Source organism: Nostoc sp. LEGE 06077 (assembly GCF_015207705.1).
Taxonomy (GTDB): Bacteria; Cyanobacteriota; Cyanobacteriia; order Cyanobacteriales; family Nostocaceae; genus Nostoc_B.
This window is the reverse complement of record NZ_JADEWI010000004.1, coordinates 1-24,531: the sequence shown is the minus strand read 5'-3', so window position 1 is coordinate 24,531 and position 24,531 is coordinate 1. Positions and strand designations below refer to the sequence as shown.

16 protein-coding genes, 1 pseudogene and 1 CRISPR repeat array are annotated in these 24,531 nt (G+C 41.5%); of the genes and pseudogenes, 7 read left to right on the top strand and 10 right to left on the bottom strand.

The window, feature by feature from the left end; translation table 11 throughout:
* On the top strand, positions 1-1,677 hold the full coding sequence (locus IQ244_RS04050) for a response regulator (protein ID WP_193890049.1): 1,677 nt from the start codon (positions 1-3) through the stop codon (positions 1,675-1,677).
* Positions 1,678-1,833: 156 nt separating this feature from the next.
* On the opposite strand, the gene IQ244_RS04045 is transcribed toward IQ244_RS04050, so the two are convergent.
* Complete coding sequence (locus IQ244_RS04045; protein WP_193890048.1) at positions 1,834-2,706, bottom strand: shikimate dehydrogenase; 873 nt, start codon at positions 2,704-2,706, stop codon at positions 1,834-1,836.
* A gap of 253 nt (positions 2,707-2,959) precedes the next feature.
* On the opposite strand from IQ244_RS04045, the gene IQ244_RS04040 reads away from it, so the two are divergent.
* Positions 2,960-3,892 (top strand): alpha/beta fold hydrolase, encoded by a 933-nt coding sequence (locus IQ244_RS04040; RefSeq protein ID WP_193890047.1) that lies wholly within the window; start codon positions 2,960-2,962, stop codon positions 3,890-3,892.
* 284 nt (positions 3,893-4,176) lie between these two features.
* Positions 4,177-5,802: a CRISPR direct-repeat array (repeat unit 37 nt; unit sequence GTTTCAATCCCTAATAGGGATTAAGTGGAATTGCAAT).
* A 333-nt stretch (positions 5,803-6,135) separates the two neighbouring features.
* Here IQ244_RS04040 and IQ244_RS04035 read toward each other — a convergent pair.
* Complete coding sequence (locus IQ244_RS04035) at positions 6,136-7,755, bottom strand: tetratricopeptide repeat protein (protein WP_193890046.1); 1,620 nt, start codon at positions 7,753-7,755, stop codon at positions 6,136-6,138.
* Between the two features lie 325 nt (positions 7,756-8,080).
* On the opposite strand from IQ244_RS04035, the gene mrdA reads away from it, so the two are divergent.
* Both mrdA and IQ244_RS04025 read left to right on the top strand, forming a co-directional pair.
* Complete coding sequence (mrdA, locus tag IQ244_RS04030; RefSeq protein WP_193890045.1) at positions 8,081-9,901, top strand: penicillin-binding protein 2; 1,821 nt, start codon at positions 8,081-8,083, stop codon at positions 9,899-9,901.
* 462 nt (positions 9,902-10,363) lie between these two features.
* Positions 10,364-11,953 (top strand): B12-binding domain-containing radical SAM protein, encoded by a 1,590-nt coding sequence (locus IQ244_RS04025; protein ID WP_193890044.1) that lies wholly within the window; start codon positions 10,364-10,366, stop codon positions 11,951-11,953.
* 199 nt (positions 11,954-12,152) lie between these two features.
* On the opposite strand, the gene IQ244_RS04020 is transcribed toward IQ244_RS04025, so the two are convergent.
* Complete coding sequence (locus IQ244_RS04020) at positions 12,153-12,821, bottom strand: LuxR C-terminal-related transcriptional regulator (RefSeq protein WP_193890043.1); 669 nt, start codon at positions 12,819-12,821, stop codon at positions 12,153-12,155.
* Positions 12,822-12,985: 164 nt separating this feature from the next.
* On the opposite strand from IQ244_RS04020, the gene IQ244_RS04015 reads away from it, so the two are divergent.
* Positions 12,986-13,816, top strand: coding sequence for a sulfurtransferase (locus IQ244_RS04015; RefSeq protein WP_193890041.1), 831 nt, complete (start codon positions 12,986-12,988; stop codon positions 13,814-13,816).
* A 334-nt stretch (positions 13,817-14,150) separates the two neighbouring features.
* Here the strand turns inward: IQ244_RS04015 and IQ244_RS33330 are convergent, their stop codons facing one another.
* The 7 genes and pseudogenes from IQ244_RS33330 to IQ244_RS03980 form a co-directional block, all read right to left on the bottom strand.
* Positions 14,151-14,201, bottom strand: coding sequence for a hypothetical protein (locus IQ244_RS33330; RefSeq protein WP_416209757.1), 51 nt, complete (start codon positions 14,199-14,201; stop codon positions 14,151-14,153).
* A gap of 66 nt (positions 14,202-14,267) precedes the next feature.
* Positions 14,268-14,534 carry an NIL domain-containing protein gene (locus tag IQ244_RS04005; RefSeq protein ID WP_193890040.1) on the bottom strand — a complete coding sequence of 89 codons (267 nt, stop codon included), beginning with the start codon at positions 14,532-14,534 and terminating at the stop codon, positions 14,268-14,270.
* A gap of 172 nt (positions 14,535-14,706) precedes the next feature.
* Positions 14,707-15,582: a sulfate ABC transporter permease subunit CysW gene (gene cysW, locus IQ244_RS04000; RefSeq protein ID WP_193890038.1), complete on the bottom strand. Its 876-nt coding sequence runs from the start codon at positions 15,580-15,582 to the stop codon at positions 14,707-14,709.
* On the bottom strand, positions 15,569-16,450 hold the full coding sequence (gene cysT, locus IQ244_RS03995) for a sulfate ABC transporter permease subunit CysT (protein WP_193890037.1): 882 nt from the start codon (positions 16,448-16,450) through the stop codon (positions 15,569-15,571). Before cysT ends, cysW begins: the two co-directional genes overlap by 14 nt.
* A gap of 92 nt (positions 16,451-16,542) precedes the next feature.
* A complete protein-coding gene (locus IQ244_RS03990) occupies positions 16,543-17,691 on the bottom strand; it encodes a sulfate ABC transporter substrate-binding protein (RefSeq protein ID WP_193890035.1) in 1,149 nt (382 codons plus the stop codon).
* A 1,490-nt stretch (positions 17,692-19,181) separates the two neighbouring features.
* Positions 19,182-20,063, bottom strand: a pseudogene (locus IQ244_RS33325) (protein kinase domain-containing protein); the annotation flags it as partial.
* Positions 20,064-20,246: 183 nt separating this feature from the next.
* Positions 20,247-21,941 carry a serine/threonine-protein kinase gene (locus IQ244_RS03980; protein WP_193890031.1) on the bottom strand — a complete coding sequence of 565 codons (1,695 nt, stop codon included), beginning with the start codon at positions 21,939-21,941 and terminating at the stop codon, positions 20,247-20,249.
* Positions 21,942-22,104: 163 nt separating this feature from the next.
* Here IQ244_RS03980 and IQ244_RS03975 point away from each other — a divergent pair, with 163 nt between their 5' ends.
* Entirely contained in the window at positions 22,105-23,622 is a 1,518-nt protein-coding gene (locus IQ244_RS03975) for a phenylacetate--CoA ligase family protein (protein WP_193890029.1), read from the top strand.
* Positions 23,623-23,759: 137 nt separating this feature from the next.
* Positions 23,760-24,398, top strand: a complete 639-nt coding sequence (locus tag IQ244_RS03970; protein ID WP_193890027.1) for a TetR/AcrR family transcriptional regulator — start codon at positions 23,760-23,762, stop codon at positions 24,396-24,398.
* Positions 24,399-24,531: the final 133 nt, after the last annotated feature.

The following is a 24,531-nucleotide window of genomic DNA, read 5'->3' as shown; positions in this document are numbered from 1 at the left end:
ATGATGAACATCTCTTCAGATACCAAAAAAAACAACACAGTTCAAGTTTTGGTTGTTGAAGATGAGTATATTCTTGCCATCAACTTACAAGAAAGTTTAGAATCTCTCGGATACACAGTTGTTGACATCACAGATACAGCAGAAGGTGCTATTGCTAAAGCGATCGTACTGCGTCCAACTTTGATTCTAATGGATATCCGACTGCGCGGCGAAATTGATGGTATCCAGGCGGCAGAACAAATCTGGAATGATTTGCAAATCCCAATTATCTATGTTACGGGACACTCTGATCAAAGTACTGTAGAACGGGCAACACTCACCTTTCCTTTTGGTTACATTCTCAAACCTATTAGGGAGCAAGAACTCTATGTGGCCATTCAAACGGCGCTGAATCGCTATGAACGAGAGCAGTTTTTGAGTACTGTGCTGCGAGGTATGGGGGATGGGGTGATTGTGGTTGATCTTCAGTTGCACATCAAGTATATGAATCAAGTCGCAGAAACTCTTACAGGCTGGGAATTACAAGAAGTGCAAGACGAGATATTACATCAAGTTTTTCAGATTATTGATGAACAAACTCAGCTACCTGTAGCAAATCCGATTCATGCAGCCCTAGAACAAGAAACAACTGTATATTTGGGCGATCGCACTTTACTTATTACCAAAAATAAAAAAACTATTCCCGTTGCTGATAGCGCTGCACCTCTGCGCGACAACCAAGGTAAGGTTACTGGTGCAGTGTTGGTATTCCGTGATGATACCCAACGCAGATTAACTCAAGAGCGCAACTTGGCAAATGAACGCGCCCGTCAATTAGAAATTCAAATGATCGAACTGCAACGGCTAAATCAGTTAAAAGAAGATTTTTTAACAGCTACGTCTCATGAAATGCGTACGCCGTTGTCAAACATTAAAATGGCAATCACTATGCTGGAAAGTATTCTTGATCGGCGGCGGATGATTCAGTCAGGTAAACCCCCTGAATTAAATGCCGTAGCTCACTACATCAATATCTTGCGTCACGAATGCGAACGCGAGCTAAATTTGGTAGACAATTTATTAAATATGCGTTTCGTTGATGCAGATATGTATCCCTTGGAATTAACTTCCATTCGGTTGCAAGACTGGCTACCTCACATTACTGAAAGCTTTCAGGAAGTTGCTCAAACTCAGCAGCAAATTTTGCAAGTTGAGGTTCCCCCAGATTTACCTAATATCATTACTGATTTAGCTATCTTGACTCGGATTTTATCAGAGTTATTAACCAATGCTTGCAAATATACTCCCTTTGGCAAAGTTATTGCCGTGGCGGCTCAACTTACTACAACCTTCCATCCGCCAAACCTTCAAGACGAATCATTTGATGTTCAAATTCCTTGGGTAGAAATCACCGTGAGCAATTTTGGGGTAGAAATTTCGGCAACAGAACAATCTCAAATCTTTGAACCATTTTATCGGATGCCTCAACATCAAAACCAAGATAAATCCTCCATTTTTGATTCTACTTACCAAATTCTGCAAGACGAATTTGTACTCAATAGCGGTACAGGTTTAGGGTTGACTTTGGTGAAAAAACTAGTGGAATATCTGCAAGGTGCGATCGCAGTTACAAGTTCTCAGGGTTGGACAAGGTTTACAGTTCAGCTACCATTAACCTTGTCAAACAGTAAGTATTGAGTGCTGAGTTCTGAGTGCTGAATATTTATAGCAACAGCCAAAGTGTAATTAGAAAATCAAAACATTTTCTAACCTAGATACTAAAAGACTTTTAACCCTATCAGCTATCCCCTGTCCCCTGTCCCCTATCACCTGTAACCTGTAACCTATCCCCTCCTACAAACCTAAATGTTGGCGTAGTGCTTGGCGCATCACATCAACTGGTACAGCGTCTGTTTGTAACCAAATTTTTAAGGCCGCTGCACCTTGTTGCACTAGCATTTCTAAGCCATCAATAACAATTGCGCCTTGTTTTTCAGCCTGTTGGAGAAATTTTGTCGGTTGGGGAATATAAATTAAATCATAGGCGATCGCACCTGCTGGCAGATCACTCATTTCCGCAGCACTTAGCGGCGAGTCTTCTACTTTGGGATACATCCCAATTGGTGTAGTATTCACTAGTAAATGCGTTTGGGGAATGAGTTTCGCTAGAGTATGCCATGTATGAACTTGCAGTTTCTCAGCTATAGGTGAACTTCCCCAACTATCACGGAACTCTCTTAATCGTTGTTCGTTGCGTCCGACAACATGAATTTCGGCAAAACCTAATTGATAACAACCTGCAACCACAGCCCTAGCTGCACCACCATTACCTAAAATTACCGCTATCTTCTGACTCCAATCTTGCTGATATGTTGTTTGTAATGGGTCGATAAATCCCTCAATATCAGTGTTGGTTCCTACCCATTGCTGATTTTGACGGGTAACAGTATTAACTGCACCTATCGCTTGGGCTACGGGTGTAATTTCTGAGAGTAAAGGCATAATTGCCTGTTTATGAGGGATTGTGACACTAAAACCTGTCACCCCAATTGCCGCAAAACCGGCGATCGCTATTTGTAAATTCTCTGGTGCAATGGGGAAAGGTAGATAAATATAATCTAAGCCTAGTGCTGCTAACGCTGCATTGTGCATCACCGGCGACAGAGAATGTTCCACCGGATGCCCAATTACACCCAATAATTTGGTAGTGCCTGTAACTTTAGTCATTGATTAATGGTCAAGAGTCAATAGTTATTTTCCCTTATTCTCGTCCTGGTCTTTGTCATTAGTTCTTCCCTACACAGAGTACTAATTTGTAACTATGTAATGGTCGTTTTTATTCTTTCCCTTATACCCTTACACCCAAAACCCAGTCAAATTATGGATTTACGCTTTACACGCGTGCCATTCCCCTTACACCCCACCCCCTTTCTTTTCTTGTTCTACAATTGTTAAGAGCTACTTAACATTACTTAAAATCATGCAGGTAAGTACAGCCCCCTCGACAAATCCAGTTCCCGGTCAATATTGGCAGTGGCGAGGGCAAAAAGTTTACTATGTACGTGCGGGAAAGTCACACCCGCAACGTCCGCCTTTGCTGTTGGTGCATGGATTTGGCGCTTCCACAGACCACTGGCGGAAGAATATTAATGGATTGGAACAAGATTTTGAAGTTTTTGCGATCGACTTGCTGGGATTTGGGCGATCGGCTAAACCCAAATTGCAGTATAGTGGCGATTTATGGCGTGACCAACTTCATGATTTTATTAATGAAGTGATTGGTCGCAAAGCCATCTTAGCGGGTAACTCTCTCGGTGGCTATGGCTGTTTGTGTGTTGCAGCCCAATATCCTGAGAGTGTTGCTGGGGTAGTATTACTCAATAGTGCTGGCCCTTTTAGCGACAACCCACCCACAGCCGAACCAGAACCTATCCAATCACAAATCCAACCGCCTAAACCATCACACCTACAAAAAATATTGGGTGATAGTGTGAAGTGGGTTTTGAAACAATCTTTCTCGCGGTTTGTGATATTTCAATATGTGCGACAGCGTTGGGTAATTCGCCGCACTTTAGAAAAAGTTTATTTAGACAAAACTGCAATTACAGACCAATTAGTAGAAGATATTTATCGCCCTGCTTTTGATACTGGTGCTTTTGATGTGTTTGTTTCTGTTTTTAGCAGTCCTCAAGGGGAAAAAGTTGATGTGCTATTGCAGTGCTTAACTTGTCCTTTATTATTATTATGGGGCGAAGCTGATCCTTGGATGAAGGCGCGAGAACGTTCGCAAAAATTTCGCCAATATTATCCTCAACTAACTGAATATTTTCTCAAAGCTGGTCATTGTCCCCATGATGAAATTCCCGATGAGGTAAACCAACTTTTAAGGGATTGGGTTGTGTCCATTTCTTAGCAATATTAGGTTGGGTACTTTACCCAATTTAACCGAGTGCGATCGCACTCGGTTAAATTGAATATTTGAGAGGATGTCTGAAAACTTTTTAGTGTTGTATTCAAGACTAGTAGATCCCCCTAAATCTCCCTTAAAAAGGGGGACTTTGAATTATTTCCCCCCTTTTTAAGGGGGGCTAGGGGGGATCAATAGAAATATTTAATAATTTTCAGATATCCTCTGAGATTTCATCCCCTAATTCAATAATGCCAAATTTTCTTGTAGTTTGGGTGTACCGAAGTGGAGTTTCAATCCCTAATAGGGATTAAGTGGAATTGCAATTTAGATAATTTTGTGTTCTCTCTTGGTAACTACGTTTCAATCCCTAATAGGGATTAAGTGGAATTGCAATAAAAGTAATAACTAAGTTATGGCTGATATGCTCGTTTCAATCCCTAATAGGGATTAAGTGGAATTGCAATTCAAAGCCAGAAAAGTTTTCCAGCCTTTGCATCGGGTTTCAATCCCTAATAGGGATTAAGTGGAATTGCAATTAAATATAAGTCTGCCGATATTTTAATGATTACAGTTTCAATCCCTAATAGGGATTAAGTGGAATTGCAATAAATTTGCTGAAGGTAAGCAATTATTAGCTAAATGTTTCAATCCCTAATAGGGATTAAGTGGAATTGCAATATTGGTAGATGTTGATGAGCCTTGCCCAATGCGGGTTTCAATCCCTAATAGGGATTAAGTGGAATTGCAATCGATCAGGTGCAGGAATTGCTTTATTTTTCTGGGCGTTTGTTTCAATCCCTAATAGGGATTAAGTGGAATTGCAATAACATAGCTTGGTTCCCAGGTTTGAGTTTTTAGATAGTTTCAATCCCTAATAGGGATTAAGTGGAATTGCAATTTGCGGGGATACACCCCAGCGAAATGAGATATTTAGTTTCAATCCCTAATAGGGATTAAGTGGAATTGCAATGTGCGTGCATCTTTGGGATTAGTTGCATTAGTTTCAATCCCTAATAGGGATTAAGTGGAATTGCAATCTCATCTACAATAAAGCAGTTATCAATCAGATTTTGTTTCAATCCCTAATAGGGATTAAGTGGAATTGCAATGGGAATTTTTGCATCCCAATTCTGAACATGATTGGTTTCAATCCCTAATAGGGATTAAGTGGAATTGCAATAATTTGGGGCGGGGCGATTCATTACCTGTAGAGGTGTTTCAATCCCTAATAGGGATTAAGTGGAATTGCAATTAAAGTGAGTTGTCAGTTGACAACTTACTCTATTGAGTTTCAATCCCTAATAGGGATTAAGTGGAATTGCAATTTGAGCGATCGCTTGTCTCAAGGAGCAAAAGCATGAGAATGTTTCAATCCCTAATAGGGATTAAGTGGAATTGCAATGCAAATAAAGCTGGTGGTTGTTTTCCTTCATACAAGTTTCAATCCCTAATAGGGATTAAGTGGAATTGCAATCAACATTGATACGCCATTGCCCGAATGCATTCACGTTTCAATCCCTAATAGGGATTAAGTGGAATTGCAATATTGGTGGGCGCAAAATCAGCGCCTTCAAAAATAAGTTTCAATCCCTAATAGGGATTAAGTGGAATTGCAATTGCAGCGTCCTTTTGCTCTGGGGTGGCGTTGGGGTCGTTTCAATCCCTAATAGGGATTAAGTGGAATTGCAATTCAACGAATTTCAGCCAGGAGATCGCGTCCAAATCATCAAGGGTTTCAATCCCTAATAGGGATTAAGTGGAATTGCAATCTTGAGGAAATCCTAAATCAAAAGCGGATTTAACGTTTCAATCCCTAATAGGGATTAAGTGGAATTGCAATGGAACCTCACCCCCTCCTCTTATTTCCCAAAAGTATGTTTCAATCCCTAATAGGGATTAAGTGGAATTGCAATCGCTGAAGCCGGAAAGCCAATCTGTATTTAGTTTTCAAGGTTCTATTTCGCGGATGGATTAATTTTAACACAAGCAAATGTAAGTTAATTGAACGAAAATAGCTGTAATGTAGACTGAGTAAGGTGCGCGGATAATTTTAATTAAAATTTCTTGTAAAAGCTTGTGCTGAAAGGAATCTAGCGATTGTTGTTCAAGGGCGATTTTGTACACCTACCCATCCGCGCATTTAGATAGATTTTTTGTTGTGCTGTTCAGCCTACTTAGCGGGTCGGTTTTTTATATTATTTTATATTAAGTGCATCTTTACGCAGAATTGGTATTACTAAATATATTTAGAAATTCAAAATATCTAATGATTCTTCAATTTGCAAATCTAAAACTCTTGCTCGTGCATCTTTAAGCGCATCTAATTTACCTTCTTTGCGATAAAGTTCTACAGCTTTTTGGAAATCGGCAATTGCTTCTTGTTTATCGCCGATTTCTGATTGCACATTGCCACGGTTATAATAAGCATCAGCGTAATTAGGATTAATTTGTATAGCCTGAGTATAATCTTCAAAAGCTCCGGCATTATCACCTAAATCATAACGAGCGTTGCCGCGATTGTAATAAGCGTGGGCATCATGAGGGTTAATAGTAATTACTTGAGTATAATCATCAATTGCACCTTCATAATCACCTATATCCGCACGAGCATTACCACGGTTTTTATAAGCAATTGCATCGTGGGGATTTATTTTGATGGCTTTAGTAAAGCTTTGCTGATATCCTAAAAAATAACGTGACATCCCACGGTTTTTATAAGTTATAGCATAGTTAGGATTAATTTTGAGTGCTTGCGTATAATCTTCAATTGCGCCTTGATTATCTCCTAAATGAGAACGCGCATCGGCGCGGTTTTTATAAGCAACTGCCACATTGGGGTTGAGTCTAATAGCTTGAGTATAATCATCAATTGCTGCGGTATAGTCTCCTAATTGATAATTAGCTAAACCCCGTTTGATGTAGAATTTTGAATCATTAAGGTTAATTCTTATTGCTTGAGAATAATCAGCGATCGCTTCTGCATAATCTCCTAAATGATAATAACTCAACCCTCGTTGATAATAAATTTCAGCATCATTTTGATGTAATTTTAAGGCTTGGCTGTAGTGAGCGATCGCATCTGTATATTCTCCTTTGACTAAGCAATTATGTCCTAGTTTTAGATAATCAATTTCTTGGGGAGATATTAATAATTTTGACTCTTGATTAATGACTGGATTAGCCTTAATGAATTGATGATTATTTGCAGAAAATAAACTTTGTGATTTGTGATTGTTTTCTGGCTGAGATATATTGTAATTAATGCTGGTTTGATACTGTTCTAAATAGCAACGCAAACCACCGCCATATAATAATTGTTCTATCCCAAAGGCGATTCTACCTGTTTTGAGTTTAATCATCCGGGTTGGTAGAAACCCTGCTAAAAAAAGATGATATTCAGATTGGGCTTCGTGTACTTCTTCTTGAATTAAAATGCAGACTATCACTGCATTTTTTTCTACTTCTTCGGAACTGACAGACCATCTGACTTTATCAAGGCTACCATGCCGAGATTTGACTTCAATGCCAACGGAGGGGTTAGTAGTTAGGGTAAAATCAATCTTGCCATCACCGCCGAAGCGTTTTTCATAATCAACTTCGGTAATCAAATCAGCTAAACGTTCTTTGACAACCTCTTCACCCAATTTACCTTTGAGATAGCTGATAAACACGTCACGCACTGGCGAAACCCGCTTATATTTTTCCGCCATCAGCCAGCAAAAATCTCGGAGGATTTTTAATCTCTCTCCAGAAATTATAGTGAATTCACTATATTGAGCTTCTGTTTCGCAATGAAGCAGAGAACCGGATGTTAACCTTTGAATAAAATCAGACTGTAGCGATCGCAGTAGCGTAATCCAGTCCATTGATATATCTGCGAATCTTTTAATGCAATTATTTTATTAAAATATCTTAGCGGCGTAAACATTAATCGTCGGGAAGAGGGAAGATTGGCATTTTCCTGAACCGCATTGAAGAAATTGGGTATCTTATTTATCACGAATATTTAGAGTAGCCATACATCTTACGAATGGCTAATTGCAATAATTGTTGATAAACTTAATCAGCAGTATAGTTTTACATAAATGGGTAAAACTCTATACAAAAAATTATTGTAATTTACAGTAATACCCGGTATAAGGTCAGACCCATTGAATACATATAGTACTTAATAAGTAAATTAATTTGTTTATGGCAGTATTACACCCGTCTCCTCTTGGTGGCAAAAAAAATACCCGTACAGTCGGACGCAATTTTCAGTCGGGGTTTTTAATCCTATTTACCCTTTCAATGTTAACGGGCATTGGGGCGCGGTTAGCATATTTGCAAATTGCTGAGGGGGAAATCCACCGCAAACGCGCCGAGTCTAACCGCATTCGGGTAATTGCGAAACAACCAGAACGGGGGAATATTTTTGACCGGAACGGCAAACTTTTGGCTAGTACGCGTTATCCCCGTTCTGTGTATCTTTGGCCAATGGCACATACTAAACCTTCTTGGCCAATTGTCGGGCCAAGGTTAGCCAGTATTTTAGATATTCCCCAAGCAGACATCGAAAAAAAGCTAGATGAAGCTGGTGCATATTCATCTTCTTTAATTAGAATTGCCCGTGACTTGAATGAAGCGCAAGTCACAGCGATGAAGGAATATGAAAACGAACTACCAGAAGTAGAAGTTCATACAGAAGCGGTGCGTTACTATCCCCACGGTACAGCCCTCGCTCATGTACTGGGTTATACCAGGGAATTAACGGCTGAACAACTAAAAGAAAGAAAAAAAGAAGGTTATCGCTTAGGTGATGTTATTGGCCAGATGGGGGTCGAAAAGGCTTATGAGAAATCATTGCGAGGTGAATGGGGCGGTCAGCAGGTAGAAGTCGATGGGGCTGGGCGACCGTTGCGGGTTTTAGGAGAAAAACAAGCCAAAGCTGGGAATGATCTGCACTTGACTTTAGATTTAGATATACAGAAAGCCGCAGAAAAAGCCTTGGGCGATCGCGATGGTGCTATTGTGGCAATCAACCCGAAAAATGGTGCAGTTTTAGCCTTAGTTTCCCATCCCACCTTTAACCCCAATATCTTTTCTAAACAAAAACTCACGCAAAAAGACTGGGAATCTGTTCAAGGTGAAGACCATCCCCTAGTTAATCGCGCCCTCAGCGCCTTTCCCCCCGCTAGTACTTTTAAAATTGTCACTGCAACGGCTGGGTTAGAATCAGGGAAATTTTCGCCCAGCACAGTTTTACAAACCTACGGTTCCTTAAACATTGGCGGAACCAGATTTGGCGAGTGGAATCATGCAGGGTTTGGGCCTTTAGGATTTGTCGGTGCGATGCAGTGGAGTAGTGATACTTTCTTTTATCAAATAGGTAGAGGTGTTGGCGGCCCGACTTTAATTGAATGGACTCGCAAGTATGGATTTGGGCAAAAAACTGGCTTTGAGTTCGCCGCCGAAGAAACCAAAGGTTTAGTCCCGGATGAAAACTGGAAGCAAAAAGCCTGGAAAATCCCCTGGACTGTGGGCGATACCATTAATATGTCTATTGGTCAAGGTGCTTTACAAACCACACCTTTACAAGTGGCGATTATGTTTGCAGTTCCAGCTAATGGCGGTTATCGAGTCCAGCCGCATTTACTCAAAGATAATGAAGAAGCTAAAAGCTGGCGTGAATCTTTAAATATGCAGCCGACAACCATTAAGGTTCTCCGCGATGGACTACGCAAGGTTGTAGCTGAAGGTACAGGTAAAGCTTTAAATAAGCCGACAATTCCCCCTGTGGCTGGCAAAAGTGGTACAGCAGAAGCCTGGAAAAATCGCGTCAAGCAAAATCATGCTTGGTTTGGTGCTTATGCGCCCGCCGATAATCCAGAAATGGTGATTGTTGCTTTTGCCGAACATTCTGGTGGTGGTGGTGGTGCGATCGCCGCGCCGATGATTTTAGAAATTATGCAAGACTATTATCAAAGGAAATATCCAGGTAAATATCAAAAACCAGAGGCGAAACAACCATAGTTTGAAAGAGTTCTAAATCTGGCAATATTGATTTTATCAAAACAGAATTCAGAAGTCAGGAGCGAGAATTGAGAATTGGATTCTCGGTGATATTATTGATTTTGACTTCTGAATTATCCTGCAATTCAATCCAGTTTAATGAATATTCTGCCTACAGACTAGGAATATCAATTTGTTCTTACTTTAGACAGAGAGAAGAAAAGCCTTCTAAGTTGTATTATTTAGAGTGTCTTTGTTGATTCATTTAGCAAGAAGATATTCTCAATCTTCTGACAGATGTATTGCTAATTTAAAAGACTCAAACAAATTAAGGTTTTGATTATTTTTATCATGCTTATATGCCTAACTTGTAGTGCAGAGATGAGGCGTTAATTTGTTTGGAGCAACAAATCAGTTCCCAAACTGATTATGTTGGCTATTGATGGGAGTCCGAGATAGCATAAGTTTTGCAACAAGGATTTTATGAAAGCATTATTGCTCTACCCTCAGTTTCCCCAGTCCTTTTGGTCTTACGATCGCTTCATGGAAATCGCCGGACTGAAAGCCGTTTTACCGCCACTAGGAATTATCACAGTTGCAGCACTGCTACCCCCAGAATGGGAAATTAGATTTTGCGATCGCAATGTCACTCTGGAAACAGAAGCTGATTGGGAGTGGTGCGATCTCGTCATCTTGTCGGCAATGTTGGTGCAGAAACCAGATTTTCATGCCCTGATTCAAAAAGCCGTGCGCTTAGGTAAAAAAGTAGCAGTCGGTGGCCCTTACCCAACATCTATTCCACAAGATGCTTTGAACTCTGGAGCGCATTATTTAATTTTGGATGAGGGGGAATTAACTGTTCCGCAATTTTTAGCAGCCCTCAATCAAGGTGAAGAACAGGGGATATTTCGCTCTCTGGAAAAACCTGATGTCAGCCAAAGCCCCATGCCTCGTTTTGACTTGCTAAAACGGGATGCTTACTTGATGATGGCTATCCAGTTTTCTCGCGGTTGCCCCTTTAACTGCGAGTTTTGCGATATTATTACGCTCTACGGTCGCAAACCACGCACAAAAGAACCTCTGCAAGCCATCGCTGAGTTACAAGCTTTGTATGATTTAGGCTGGCGAGGGTCACTGTTTATCGTGGACGACAACTTTATTGGCAATCAGCGGAACGTCAAACGTTTCCTGCGGGAGTTGATTCCTTGGATGAAGCAGCACTCCTATCCCTTCACATTCATCACTGAAGCTTCTGTGAATTTAGCCGAAGATGAAGAACTGTTGCAATTAATGAATGAAGCAGGTTTCTATGCAGTTTTTCTCGGCATAGAAACTCCTGACCAAGAAAGTTTGCATCTAACACAAAAAGTGCAAAATACTCGAAGTCCGCTTGTGCAAGCCTGTCAGAAGATTAATCAAGCAGGCATACTCATCTATGCCGGGTTTATCCTCGGTTTTGATGGAGAACGCCCAGGCGCAGGAGAAAAAATTCAGGCTTTTGTCGAACAAACTAATATTCCTCAACCAATGTTGGGCATTCTTCAAGCTTTGCCCAATACTGCTTTATGGAACCGTCTGCAAAAAGAACAGCGTTTGTTAGATAGTAAGGGTATTGGTGGAACTGAAGTAGGAGACCAGAATACCTTAATGAATTTCATCCCCACACGCTCCATTGATGAAATTGCCAGAGAATATGTAGAAGGTTTATGGACTTTATATGAACCCAGAAACTATCTGAGACGCTGTTTTCAGCAATGTCTGAGTCTTGGTTCCCTCGCCCAGCGAAAACAAACTATGCAATTGTCTCCAGGTAAGGCATTGCGTCTCGTTGTTCAGTTAATCTGGCTTCAAGGCTTACGTCAACCAGAAATTCGTGTGCAGTTCTGGCAACAACTCTGGGCAATTCTAGTGACAAAACCGCAAGTTTTGAATATGTATTTAGGACTATGTGCTGCGGGAGAACATTTTTGGGAGTACCGGGTTTTAGCTAGACAACGAATTACTCAACAATTAGGCTACGACCCACTTACAGCCTCTGCGTTACCTAAGCAAGAACCAATGCTAGTCAAGTAGGGTGTCACCTATCCTACTTGACTATACTAACCTTTGTGTGCGATCGCGCTATTTAAAGTTGACTAAGCGAGATCCCCGACTTTTTCAAGAATTCGGGGATCTGAACACTGCGAATTTTGAGATTTATCACTATTTACTATCTATTAATTCATCTCAAGAAATCCCAAAATTTATATTTTCATGATAAAAATTACAATTACTATTTCGGCAATTGCTGGGACTGTGCAACTGTCGAAAGCTTTGCCAACATTTGCGTGCGAGATGAAACTTCTAGCTTGCGGAACATTCTTTTTAAAGCTTGTTTCACAGAGTTCTGGGTAATCCACAATTCACGACTAATTTCTGTATTGCTACACCCTTGCGCCACTAGGGTAGCAATTTCCACTTCTCTAGAAGTTAAACCTGCTGTTTGTAAAGGTGGATGTTGGGCTTGAGTCATTGTTACCCAAGTGGAAATGTGCAGACAAATTGCACTCAAATCTGTGAGATTTTGCGAATCGAATGCAGGTATATCTTGTTGACGGGTAAAACCTAATGCACCTACTAATTTACCAGCGCTAACAATTGGCCCAGCCATAACATGATAGTGATCAGGACGAGGACAAATCAATTTCCATGTTTTTGGTTCGACTACCAAGGCTTCGTGAACTGGGGCGTGGCGTTCTAGTAAGTAACGTGCAACTGGGTTGTATTGGGGTGATAAGGCAATTAGTATTGCTTTGTCAATCAGATGACTTTGATCAAAGAAAAACAGCCCACTGCGTGTAGCGGCAAAATAGTGACTGATATCTGTGAATATATACGATCGCAATGTTTGTTCATCTTCAGCTTGAGCAATTGCCCGAAATATATCTTGTAACGCAACCATAGGCAAATTGTACACTTTTGAGGTCTAGAAGCAATACTGCCACCTGCTTTATCTTAGAGCAATGTGCTGAGTACTGAGTGCTGTTCACTGAGCGTTCGCGCAGCGTCTCCGACAGGAGAAGCCGAAGTGTGAGTTTTGAGTATAGATTTTTGGATAAATTCACTATGACTATAAATTCTGATTACGCTGATCCATCAGTTATCGTTGATACCCAATGGTTAGCAGATCATTTCCATGATCCTCATGTTCGCATTGTTGAAGTAGATACAAGTCCAGAGCCTTACAAAAATGCCCATCTACCGGGTGCGGTATTTTGGAATATTTTTACAGACTTACTATTACCCGATTTAAAAATTAATTTAGATGCGATCGCTTTTGCCAAACTCATGGCACGCTCTGGTATCAGTAATGATACAACAGTCATTGCTTATGGCAATTATCCCGGCATCGGCGGCTGGATTTTTTGGTTGTTAAAAGTCTTTGGTCACGATAATGTTAGAGTTCTCAATGGCGGCTATCAAAAATGGAAGACAGAAAATCGTCCACTCGCAACTGAGTTATCTACATTTCCCACCACTGATTATCAACCCCAAGCGCCTGATCATAGTTTGAGAGTCTTACATCCTGAAGTTGAAGCGGCAATTCATCAACAGGAACGCATTTTATTAGATGTCCGCACAATTCAAGAATACAACGGTGAGTGGTTTTTTAACCAACCACCTAAAGCCAATGAACGCACTGGACATATCCCTGGCGCAGTTCATCTTGAGCATATCCTCACACTGAATGAGGACGGTACTTTTAAATCATTTGCTGAGTTAAAAAATCTTTATACCAGCCAAGGTATTACACCGGATAAAGAAATTTTTCCCTATTGTGCGATCGGTGGACGTTCTGGATACACTTGGTTTGTCTTAACGTATCTACTAGGCTATCCAAATGTTCGGAATTACGATGGCTCTTGGAATGAATGGAGTCGCCTGACTGACTTATAGTAGGGAGCAGGTGATAGGTGACATTACTTGCCATGAGGTGCAAGAAGTAGAACTTTTATCAGATGATGTGCGATCGCTGGACATTCTGGATACACTTGGTTGGTCTTAAATAAAATTTGTAGGGTGGGTATTTTCCAGAAAATTCTCAATCAACAGCCTCTTCATTGTTCTGTTCCCACAGGCGTGGGTGTTTCCACAGGGATAGGATTTTCCGCAACCATAGTGAGTTGATAATCTACTGATGTTGAGGCTACGGTAGTCAAGTAGGGTGCGTGCAATGCGATCGCCTACCCTACTTGACTGTCTGTACTAACCTTTGTGCGCGATCGCCTTTTTAGATTTTGGTAGCGCGGAAACCCATCGGGTCTTCACCCGCATAAGTCATGGTTCCAGTGAAGGTTTTTCCAACCATCATTAGATGTAACGTTGATCTGCTTTTTTTTAATTGGTATTACCAATCAGCTATTTTGCGATCGTCCCAGACTTCTAGTTGTAGATTTTGGAGATAGCTGAGTCCATCCTGAATTTGTGTATCGATTCCTTTGAGTTCCAAATCAAACCAACCATCACCTACAGCATTCGCTCCCAGAATTGCCGCAGTAATATTTACAGTCAGACCGTAGTCTGAAACTAAGTGGGAAATCACAGGTTCTTGATGATAATCTTTGGGAATTCTTAGCCGTATCCGTTTAGATTTAAGGGTATCTTCGCTATCCATATCAAATCAACCTTTAATTAATAGGGAACTATAAAAACGTTCCCGCCTAGAACTAAAGTTCCAGACTCATAGCCAAAGTCCACAAAGCGTGGACTGAAATAAATTTTTATTTGACTCATCCTTAGATGATTTATGCTATGAGACTGGTAAGTGCCGCGGCGGGACAGATGCACTACTCAACATCTTTGATGCGAGTTTTGCGTTCTAAAATTTCCTTCAGGATTAAGGTGACGACTGCTAATAGTGCCAAAAGTACCGCGGCGGAAAAGGCGGCTTCAGTTTCGTACTGTTTGTAAGCATCTTCGACAAACAGTGGTAAGCTCTGGGTTTTGTCAGCAATGTTACCGGAAACTACAGAAACAGCACCGAATTCTCCCATTGCTCTGGCATTAGTCAAAATTAAGCCGTAAAGTAATCCCCAGCGAATGCTAGGTAAGGTGACGCGCCAGAATATCTGCCAATCTTTTGCACCCAAGGTTTTAGCGGCTTCCTCTTGATCACTACCAAATTCCTCTAACACAGGAATGACTTCTCGTGCGACAAAAGGCATACTCACAAATGCTGTAGCCAATACCATACCGGGAAAGGCAAAGATAATTTTAATGTCGTGGGCTTCCAGAAAAGGCCCAAACCAACCGTTCCGACCGTAGAGTAAGACAATCATCAACCCGGCGACTACTGGGGAGATGGAAAAGGGCAGGTCAATAATACTTAAAACTATGGCACGACCAGGGAATTTATGCCGGGCGATCGCCCAAGCTGCACACAAGCCAAAAACTGTATTTAACGGTACGGCAATTAATGCCAGTATCAGCGTTAGCCAAGCTGCATGAAGAAAGGCCGGGTGGGTCAAGTTAGCAAAAAACGGGCCAACACCCTTTCTAAAAGCTTGGATAAAAACGTTAATGGCTGGGATGTATTGAATTAAGGCTAAATAACCAATTGCTATACCAATTAAAATGGTAGGAACCCAACTATTCTGTTGTTTGGGCTTGGCTATACCTCTAGTAGACCCAGATGAGTGAAGTTTTGGCTTATTTACTGTCATACCTTCTTGCCCACGCTTGTAAGAAATTAATCGCCAATAGCAGTATCAAAGAAATTGTTAGTAGCACCATGCCAATAACAGTAGCGCCAGAATAGTCATACTGTTCTAAGCGTTGAAAAATTAGTACCGGCGCAATTAAATCTTGATAGGGTGTATTAGAAGAAATAATGACCGTCGAGCCATATTCACCAACGGCGCGAGAAAAACCCAAGGCAATCCCAGTCAAAATTGTCGGGAATAATGGCGGTAAAATCACTTTCCAAAATGTTTGCCATTGAGAAGCACCCAGACACCAAGCTGCTTCTTCAATGTCTTGTTCCATTTCTTGGAGTACAGGTTGTACAGTCCTGACAACAAATGGTAGGGAAATAAATATCATGGCTACTGCTACACCCAACCGAGTGAAAGAGACTTTAATTCCCAATGGGGCTAACAGTGAACCAATCCAGCCATTATTGCTGTAAACTGTCGCCAATGTTAAACCAGCAACAGAAGTTGGCAGGGCAAAAGGTAAGTCTACGGTGGCATCAATTACCTTTTTCAAAGGAAAGTCGTAACGCACTAAAACCCAGGCAATTAAAGTACCAAATACTCCATTGAGTAGTGCAGCCCCTATGGATGTAACAAAAGTCACGTTGTAAGTTGCTAAGGCAATCTCGCTAGTAGCAATTTCCCAGAACCTAGCCGGAGATTCTGTACTGGCTTTCAGGAACATAGCAGCTATGGGCATAAATAACATAAATGTTAGGTATACCAACGTAATTCGCCATGTCCAAGGCAGATGAATTAACTGATGTAGAAACTTCTTCCAGGCTGGAGTTTCCGAAGCGAGATTCTGATGTGGGGATGGAGGAGAAGATACAGCCATAAAAAAATGAGAATTTGTTTTTTGTAATTTGTCATGAGTCAAGGGTCATTTGACAAAGAACAAATGACCCTTGACCATTGACTAATAATTAATTACCGTTTCTTTTGGGCTTGAATCTTGTCAAAAATACCACCCTCAGCGAAGAACTTCTTATCAATTTCACTCCAACCACCGTAATCTTTCACTGTACCTAATGTTTTCACACTGGGGAATTTGTCTTTCACTTCTTTAGATTGGGCAACAGTTTCATCAACTGGGCGGAATCCCAATTTGGCAAATTCTTGCTGTGCTTCTGGTGTATACAGGTATTTGACAAAAGCTTCGGCAACTTCACGGGTGCCATGCTTATCAACATTTTTATCAACCACCGCAACTGGGTTATCGATAGAAATATTAACTTCAGGAACGATGTAACTTACTTTTTCACCCTTTTGTTCTGCCAAAACAATTTCGTTTTCGTAATTAATTAAAGCATCTCCCTGACCTTGTTTGAAAAATGCGTCAGTTGCTTCACGGGCATCTTTAGTTAAAAGGGGTACATTGTTATAAACTTTACCGACAAATTCAGTTGCCTTAGCGTCGTCTGCACCAGTTTTAATTGCCGAATTCCACAGCGCGAGGAAGTTCCACTTAGCTACACCTGATGTTTTTGGGTCAGCTGTAATTAGTTTTACGCCATCTTTGGCTAAATCTGTCCAAGTCTTGATGTTTTTCGGATTACCTTCACGGGTAACGATCGCCGCTACAGATTTAGAAACAATACCGTTATTTGGTACTTCAGTTTCCCATCCAGGCTGAATTAATCCGGCTTTCTCAATTTTTTGCGTATCTCCAGATAGTGCTAAGTGAACAACATCTGCTTCTAAACCGTCAATGACAGCACGAGTTTGAGAGCCAGAACCGCCATAGCTTTGTTTAAAAGTGACAGTTTGGTTATGCTCTTGCTTCCACTTTTCAACAAACTTAGGAATGATGGCTTCGTGAGCAGCTTTAGTTACAGCAAAGGAAACTAAAGTGACTTCAACGTTTTGCTTGTTAGCTGCAACTGGACTAGCAGAAGGAGCTTCAGTTCCAGAATTACTGCTATTTCCACCAGAGCAGGCCGCCAGCGCCACACTCAAAATAGCTCCTACCAATGTGAGCGATACAAAACCTTTGAGCGAATTGAGCCTGAACCGATATGGTTGGTGCTGATTCATAAGTTGCTGCGATCGCTTCAGGGGACGCTGCCAAAAATTCATTCCGTGGCTCCTCTCAATCTACGGTAAATTGATGTATATATGGTTATATAAGATTTATAGTACTAGATGTTTGCACGGATTAATGATGTTTAATTGCAAACTCCACAAAAAATTCATATTCTCTATCGGGAATAGGGGGATTGTAGCAGTTCTCTAGAAAATTAAAAATACTGACACAGAAATTACGCGCGCTCATTTTGAAGATTTAATCGCGATCGCACTCTAAACAAAGCCAAATCAGTTCACAGTTCTGTTCCTACTGGCGTGGGCGTTTCTGTGGGCGTTTCTGTAGGCGTTTCTATGGGCGTGGGCGTTTCTGTAGGTGTGGGTGTTGGGGTTTCCACTGGGGCGGGATTTTCTGCGGCGATAGTGAGTTGATAATCTACGGCTGCTGAGGCTGTGGAAGCGATCGCAAACTCATAGTATCCCTTTTCGGGTAATTCTGCGGTTAAAGTGCGTTTTGTCGAGTCTTCTAAAAGTCTGATTTTGCCGGAAGGAGAATAAACTGATAGCAAAACTTGGGAATTTGCTTTGAGGTTTAAGTCTAATGTTTGCCCTTTAGCCAGTCCAGCGATGAAAACTTTACCAGTTCCCGGTTTGAGAGTTCCACTGACTGTTTTACTTATCGCTCCTGTCTCAAAAACAATCTTGTCAAAAGCACTCCCGTTGAGGATAGCATTTAGTTGATCGTTGACAAACCCATGCCAAACTTGTCCGATGGGTTCCTTCATAAAATCTCGCCCACGCTGTTCAGGAAATATGCGGTAAAAGGCTACATCACCTAAATCATATAAAGCGCGACTACCAACGTTAATTTTATTCACTGCGGCTTTCCAGCGATCGCGATCGGCTGCGGTATAATTTCCTAGTTGTCGCCGTGATTGATTACTGAGAACCGCAACCTTATTTAACACTTCATCCGCAGTTTTATCCCAAGCAGCGCGCAAACTTTCATCTTCTGGTTGATCGCTGAGGGTGCGCCCTTGTAAACTAGGGTTTCTCCGCCAAAAGATTTGATTGACTAAGTTTACATAAAAGCTTTGCTCAATTCCCAACTCTTGACGGCGATCGCTTAATTTTTCTTTGCGTTGCTTTTCTGCTGGGGAATAATTCTCGGAAGCATCAACGGGTTGGGTAACGCTGGGTGTTGGTGTAGGGTCAATATTATTCCCACCATCATTCTTATTCCGATTTGTCCCTAACCAGAGTACCCCAATCACACCAACTACCGCTAATGTTGCAGTAAAAGTTTTCGTTGTTGTCCATCGACTTTTGGCTTGGGGAATAGGTGCGGAAGATGGGGAGAGAGGACGAGGTTGTATTGGGTTAATAGCAGGAGAAGGGGCGACTGCAAAAGTAGCCGAGGTTGCTGGCTGAGATATAACTGGTGGTTGAGTTACAGGATATTGAATCGGTGTCGGGTTCAAGGCGTGTAAAACTTGACTAGCAGATTGATAGCGATCGCTTGGTCGAGGCGCTAACATTTTATCTAACAGTTGTGCTAACGCCGGACTCACACTAGCTTCTTGCTGCCATTTCCAAGCCAGAGTGTAATTATCTAATAATTCTTGGGGTTGTTTCCCTGTTAATAATACTAATATGGTGACTGCCAAAGCATACAAGTCACTATGGGGAGATACTGCACCAGTTTGCATTTGTTCTGATGGTGCAAAGCCGATTTTACCCAATAAAGTTGGCGCTGGGGTTGGAGCCGCCGCACCTGGTTGGTAATATTGAGAAGCAACCGTGGCGACTACTTGTTTCACACCCCCAAAGTCAATTAATACTGGCAGTTGGTCGGCGGCGCGTAAAATTAAATTATCTGGGGAAATATCTCGATGAATCACACCCAGCGAGTGGATATATTCTAAAACTGGCAAAATCTGCTGTAACAGTTGACGGACTTCTGCTTCTGTAAACCGTAAACCTTGCTGTTTGCGAGTATTTAATAAAGAGTTATATGTTTGTCCCTCTACATAATCTTGCACTAAAAATAAGTATTCCTTACCTTGCAGATTTGTGCGAAACAATTCTCGAAAGCGGGGAATTTGCAGATGTTGTAAGTTGTAAAGAACACTGGCTTCACGTTGAAATAGTTCTTCGGCTTTTTGTAAAACGTAAGCCGTTTGCACTTGGGGAGAAAATTCTTTTAAAACACAAGGTTCGCGGAAGCGGTTGATATCTTCAGCTAAATAAGTGCGTCCAAACCCACCTTGTCCGATTTGACGGACAATAACATAGCGATCGCTTAAAGTTAAACCAGCTTGGATACCATTACTGACAGGTAAATTTTGTAAATTCTCACCACACTGGAGACAAAACCGACTACCTGCTGGATTTTCATGACCTTTAGAGCAATAGAATTTAGTCATTAGTGCTGAGTGCTGTTACCGGTAGCGGGGCGTTTAGCCCGTTTTGAATGCTGAGTCATAAATTTTTCCCCTACACCCTGGTTACTGAGCGCAGTCGAAGTACACCCCCGCTGACTGAGCGCAGTCGAAGTCTGTACCCTTACACCTCTGCTTCCTCTCACACTCATCACCCTGACACCTTAACTAATTGTTCGATTGTATTTTACTAACTTTATCAGCCGCGATCGCATACCAAATTTGACCGTAAGTTTGTTGGTTCTGTTTCTCCCGTTGCTTTCCGGGAAATAACTCGGCAAATTTTTGATTTGTGTCTTTGTTCAACTGACTGGCTGTATAGTTACCTAACTTTCCGGTTCTGGCTTGCAGTCTCCATCTTTCATAATCTTTTTGACTGTAACTACCTAATTTCCTCCGTGCGGCGGCGCTAAGTTCAGCCTGTTCTAGTTTATCCAACAAGTCATCACCAATTCTCAACCATTCATCGCGCAAAGCCTTATCTTCCGATTTTGATGTGATGGTACGCCCTTGCATTTCCGGCTTTTGACTATAAAACAAAGTATCTACCATTCGGACAAAAAATACTTCGGAAATTTCCAACTCTTGACGACGCGCCAGCACATCCCCATTACTTTTACTTCCTTTGTCGCTGACTGGTTGAGCCAGCGGATTAGGTAATGATGGCATTGTGGGCAATGATATAGAAGGTATGGTGATAGATGTGATCCCTCGCACTACCGCATTTACTGCTGCAAAAGTTCCCGCCACGGTTAAACCAACTATTGCTGTCCCCGCCATACTCACCGCAAAAGGACGTAACCACGCAGGTAAAGGTAAAGCGCGGCTCACAGCTTGAGTTCTTTGATGAATTCTACTGACAATTGCGTTAGCGCGTTTTTGTCCCGGCGAAACTATCTGAGTCTTGAGTTTGGTAATATAAGGATTGCTTGGTTGGGTTACAGCTGGCAATGGTAAATCTTTGAGAACTTGTTCGGCTGTTTGATAGCGATCGCTCGGTTTATAAGCCAACATCTTTTTCAATACAGATTCTAGTTTGGGGCTAACCCGAATTTCCTTACCCCAATACCACATCCCTTGATAGCTGTCGTATAATTTTTGAGGTTCCTTACCTGTTAATAATACGAGTATCGTCACCGCTAAAGAATATAAATCACTGCTGAGAAATACTTTTCCTTGACGGATTTGTTCTTCTGGTGCGTAGCCTTTTTTACCTAACAATGTGTGATTCACAGCTAACTTTGTGAACCAAAAACCTTGAGATGCAGGTAATTGCTTCACCCCGCCAAAATCAATCAGTACAGGTAAATGGTCAGAACGTCGCCAAATCAAATTATCCGGTGAGATATCACGATGTACAACATCTTGGGAGTGGATGTAAGACAACACAGGTAAAATCTGTTGCAGCAGCAGAATGATTTCTTCCTCAGTAAAAGTTTGTCCTTTAGCTTGACGTTGTTCTAATAACTGGCAATAATTATCACCCTCAATATAATCTTGCACCAGAAAGAAAAAATCTTTACTACCTATCTGCACCTGTAAAGAAGCATGAAACCGAGGAATTTGCGAATGCTGGAGTTTCTTGAGTACATTTGCTTCCCTCTCAAATAATTCCTTCGCTTTTTGTAAATCTTGTTGTGCTTGGACTTGGGGTGCAAATTCCTTCAGCACGCACACTTGATTGGCTTTTTGTTGATCTTCCGCTAAATAAGTACGTCCAAAACCACCTTGTCCTAGCTGACGTATAATTTGATAGCGTTGATTGACAATTTGCCCAACAGCCAGAGGTAATGGTTCACCACACGAGGTGCAAAACCGATTACTGTCAAGATTTGTGTGTTGTTTACTGCAATAAACTTGCATGGTGCTGAAGGATAAATTAGGGTTTTTATAAATTACTACAACAGGAGTAGTTCTGTTTACGGACAATTCATCAACTAACTCTGCGCCTCTTTGCGTTTACCTCCATGTTCCTGGGCGTTTAAAATCAAATCTAGCTTGATATTCAACGACTTCAGATAGATTTATGAACGCCAATTCCCAACAGCAACGAAGCATCAAGGCATTTGAGGAATTTATCTCTACACCTATAGAAACCATACTACACAGGCATCTAAACACCGCCAATTCATCAGTAGTCTTAACATTGTTTCACGATGTGGCGGCTAATGTCCCAGCATACAAGGCTTTTTTAGCAGAAAGAGATATTAATCCTGATAAAATTCAAACTCTGGAAGATTTTCAGCAATTACCAGCGATCGCTAAAGAAAATTATATCCAAAGTTATCCTCTGCCTGATTTGTGTCGCAATGGTCAATTAGCCGAGTGCGATATGATAGCCGCTTCTTCTGGTTCCACAGGTAAACCCACATTTTGGCCGCGCTTCTTCACCGATGAACTGCAAATTGCTACACGCTTTGAGCAAATTTTCCATGATAGTTTTTTTACAGATACTCGACGCACCCTCGCCGTAATTTGTTTCACACTGGGAACTTGGGTAGGGGGAATGTTCACCACTAATTGCTGTCGCTATCTGGCGAGTAAAGGTTATCCCCTCACCGTTATTACACCCGGTAACAACAAAGACGAAATCTTGCGCGTAGTTCAAGAACTAGGGGGAAATTTTCAGCAAGTTGTCCTTTTGGGATATCCACCATTCCTCAAAGATGTCATTGACACAGGTATTAGTCGTGGCGTGGAATGGTCGCAATATCACATTAAGTTAGTCATGGCGGGAGAAGTATTTAGCGAAGAATGGCGCAGTTTAGTTGGTGAAAGAGTAGGTTCGCAAAATCCTTATTATGATTTCGCTTCACTTTACGGAACTGCGGATGCTGGTGTGTTAGGGAATGAAACACCTTTGAGTATCTGCATTCGTCGTTTCTTAGCCAAAAATCCCGATGCGGCTAGAGCGTTATTTGGTGAATCTCGTTTACCCACATTAGTCCAATATGACCCCACCAGTCGCTTTTTCGAGATGCAGAACAACTCATTGCTATTTTCTGGTGACAATGGTATTCCCCTAATACGTTACGACATCCTCGACACTGGCGGAATTATTACCTACGATGCAATGCTGGAGTTTTTAGCAGAATGGAACTTCAACCCACTAGAACATCTCAACTCCATCACTCAGCACTCCCCCAGAGGAATTCACCCCTTACCTTTCGTCTACGTTTTTGGACGTTCTAACTTTACGGTGTCTTACTTCGGCGCGAATATTTATCCCGAAAATATCAGTGTCGGTTTAGAACAACCACTCATTCAAGTATGGGTGACTGGTAAATTCGTCTTGCAAGTTAAAGAAGATGCAGACAAGAACCGATTTTTATCTGTAGTTGTAGAACTAGCACCGGGAATAGCAGGTAGTGAAGATAAACGCCAAGCCATAACTGAGTCAATTCTGGCGCAGCTACTACGCCTCAACAGTGAATTTGCTAATTACGTTCCCCCAGAATATCAAACACCACAGGTGACTTTAACCGCAACAGGCGATCGCGAATATTTCCCCATTGGAGTCAAGCATCGCTACACCCGCAGATAAGAATTCCTATAGCTTTATTAAGCTCAGTATTCTCCGTCTTTCTTAAATTTGCAACTTTTTGCTAAATATTATAGTAAGTTGCTCAATAAAACATTTTTCAACCTTAAATATAATGCAAGTAAGTACTTGCAAGCAAAATGGCCAAAAACATCCGTTCATCAACTCTCACCCGTATACGTTTAATCGAAGCCGCCTCACAGGTATTTGCTAGTTTAGGTGTGCAAGGCGCAACTACCCGCGAAATAGCTCGCGTTGCTGGCGTGAATGAGGTGACATTATTTCGTCACTTTGCCAGCAAAGAACAACTGCTCAAAGCAGTTATGGAAAATGCTCTTGCACTCCAAATAGAAGCTTTGGCTCACCCAGAAACTTGGACACAAAATCTCCGTGTTGATCTGAGAAACTATGCCAAACTGTATAACAGTATGCTGGAAGCTCAAGAAGACTTAATTCGTACCTTCATTGGCGAAGCTAAACGTCATCCAGAAGCAGCTAAACAAGTTATCCAAGAAGCTGTTCAACCATTAAGCAAAAAATTAATTGCCTATCTCCAATCTTGTCAGAAAAATGGTACTGTCATACCTGAACTTGACCCCACGCCAGCAGTCGATATGTTTACCGGGATGCTGTTAGCTGGTATGCTTTGCCACAATGCCAAACTCAAGAACAAAAGTTATACCAGTGAAGAATATATAAATACTTGCGTTGATATTTTTGTCCGCGGTATCAGTCTTGCGCCTGTACCAGTTTTAAGTGCAAGTAGTATTCATAATTAATATATTTGATATGTAAAACTCATTTATTTTCAGATACCCGACTTTCTTGAAGAATGTCGGGTATCTAGCGTTTCCAACTCTGGTGAGGTACAAAATTACCCCTCCCCAACCCTGCCCTTGGCAAGGGGAGGGT

Bases quoted from the DNA above. Each gene is read 5' to 3' on its own strand.
- IQ244_RS04050 (WP_193890049.1), top strand. From the start codon at position 1: ATGATGAACATCTCTTCAGATACCAAAAAAAACAACACAGTTCAAGTT.
- IQ244_RS04045 (WP_193890048.1), bottom strand. From the start codon at position 2,706: ATGACTAAAGTTACAGGCACTACCAAATTATTGGGTGTAATTGGGCAT.
- IQ244_RS04040 (WP_193890047.1), top strand. From the start codon at position 2,960: ATGCAGGTAAGTACAGCCCCCTCGACAAATCCAGTTCCCGGTCAATAT.
- IQ244_RS04035 (WP_193890046.1), bottom strand. From the start codon at position 7,755: ATGGACTGGATTACGCTACTGCGATCGCTACAGTCTGATTTTATTCAA.
- mrdA (WP_193890045.1), top strand. From the start codon at position 8,081: ATGGCAGTATTACACCCGTCTCCTCTTGGTGGCAAAAAAAATACCCGT.
- IQ244_RS04025 (WP_193890044.1), top strand. From the start codon at position 10,364: ATGAAAGCATTATTGCTCTACCCTCAGTTTCCCCAGTCCTTTTGGTCT.
- IQ244_RS04020 (WP_193890043.1), bottom strand. From the start codon at position 12,821: ATGGTTGCGTTACAAGATATATTTCGGGCAATTGCTCAAGCTGAAGAT.
- IQ244_RS04015 (WP_193890041.1), top strand. From the start codon at position 12,986: ATGACTATAAATTCTGATTACGCTGATCCATCAGTTATCGTTGATACC.
- IQ244_RS04005 (WP_193890040.1), bottom strand. From the start codon at position 14,534: ATGGATAGCGAAGATACCCTTAAATCTAAACGGATACGGCTAAGAATT.
- cysW (WP_193890038.1), bottom strand. From the start codon at position 15,582: ATGACAGTAAATAAGCCAAAACTTCACTCATCTGGGTCTACTAGAGGT.
- cysT (WP_193890037.1), bottom strand. From the start codon at position 16,450: ATGGCTGTATCTTCTCCTCCATCCCCACATCAGAATCTCGCTTCGGAA.
- IQ244_RS03990 (WP_193890035.1), bottom strand. From the start codon at position 17,691: ATGAATTTTTGGCAGCGTCCCCTGAAGCGATCGCAGCAACTTATGAAT.
- IQ244_RS03980 (WP_193890031.1), bottom strand. From the start codon at position 21,941: ATGCAAGTTTATTGCAGTAAACAACACACAAATCTTGACAGTAATCGG.
- IQ244_RS03975 (WP_193890029.1), top strand. From the start codon at position 22,105: ATGAACGCCAATTCCCAACAGCAACGAAGCATCAAGGCATTTGAGGAA.
- IQ244_RS03970 (WP_193890027.1), top strand. From the start codon at position 23,760: ATGGCCAAAAACATCCGTTCATCAACTCTCACCCGTATACGTTTAATC.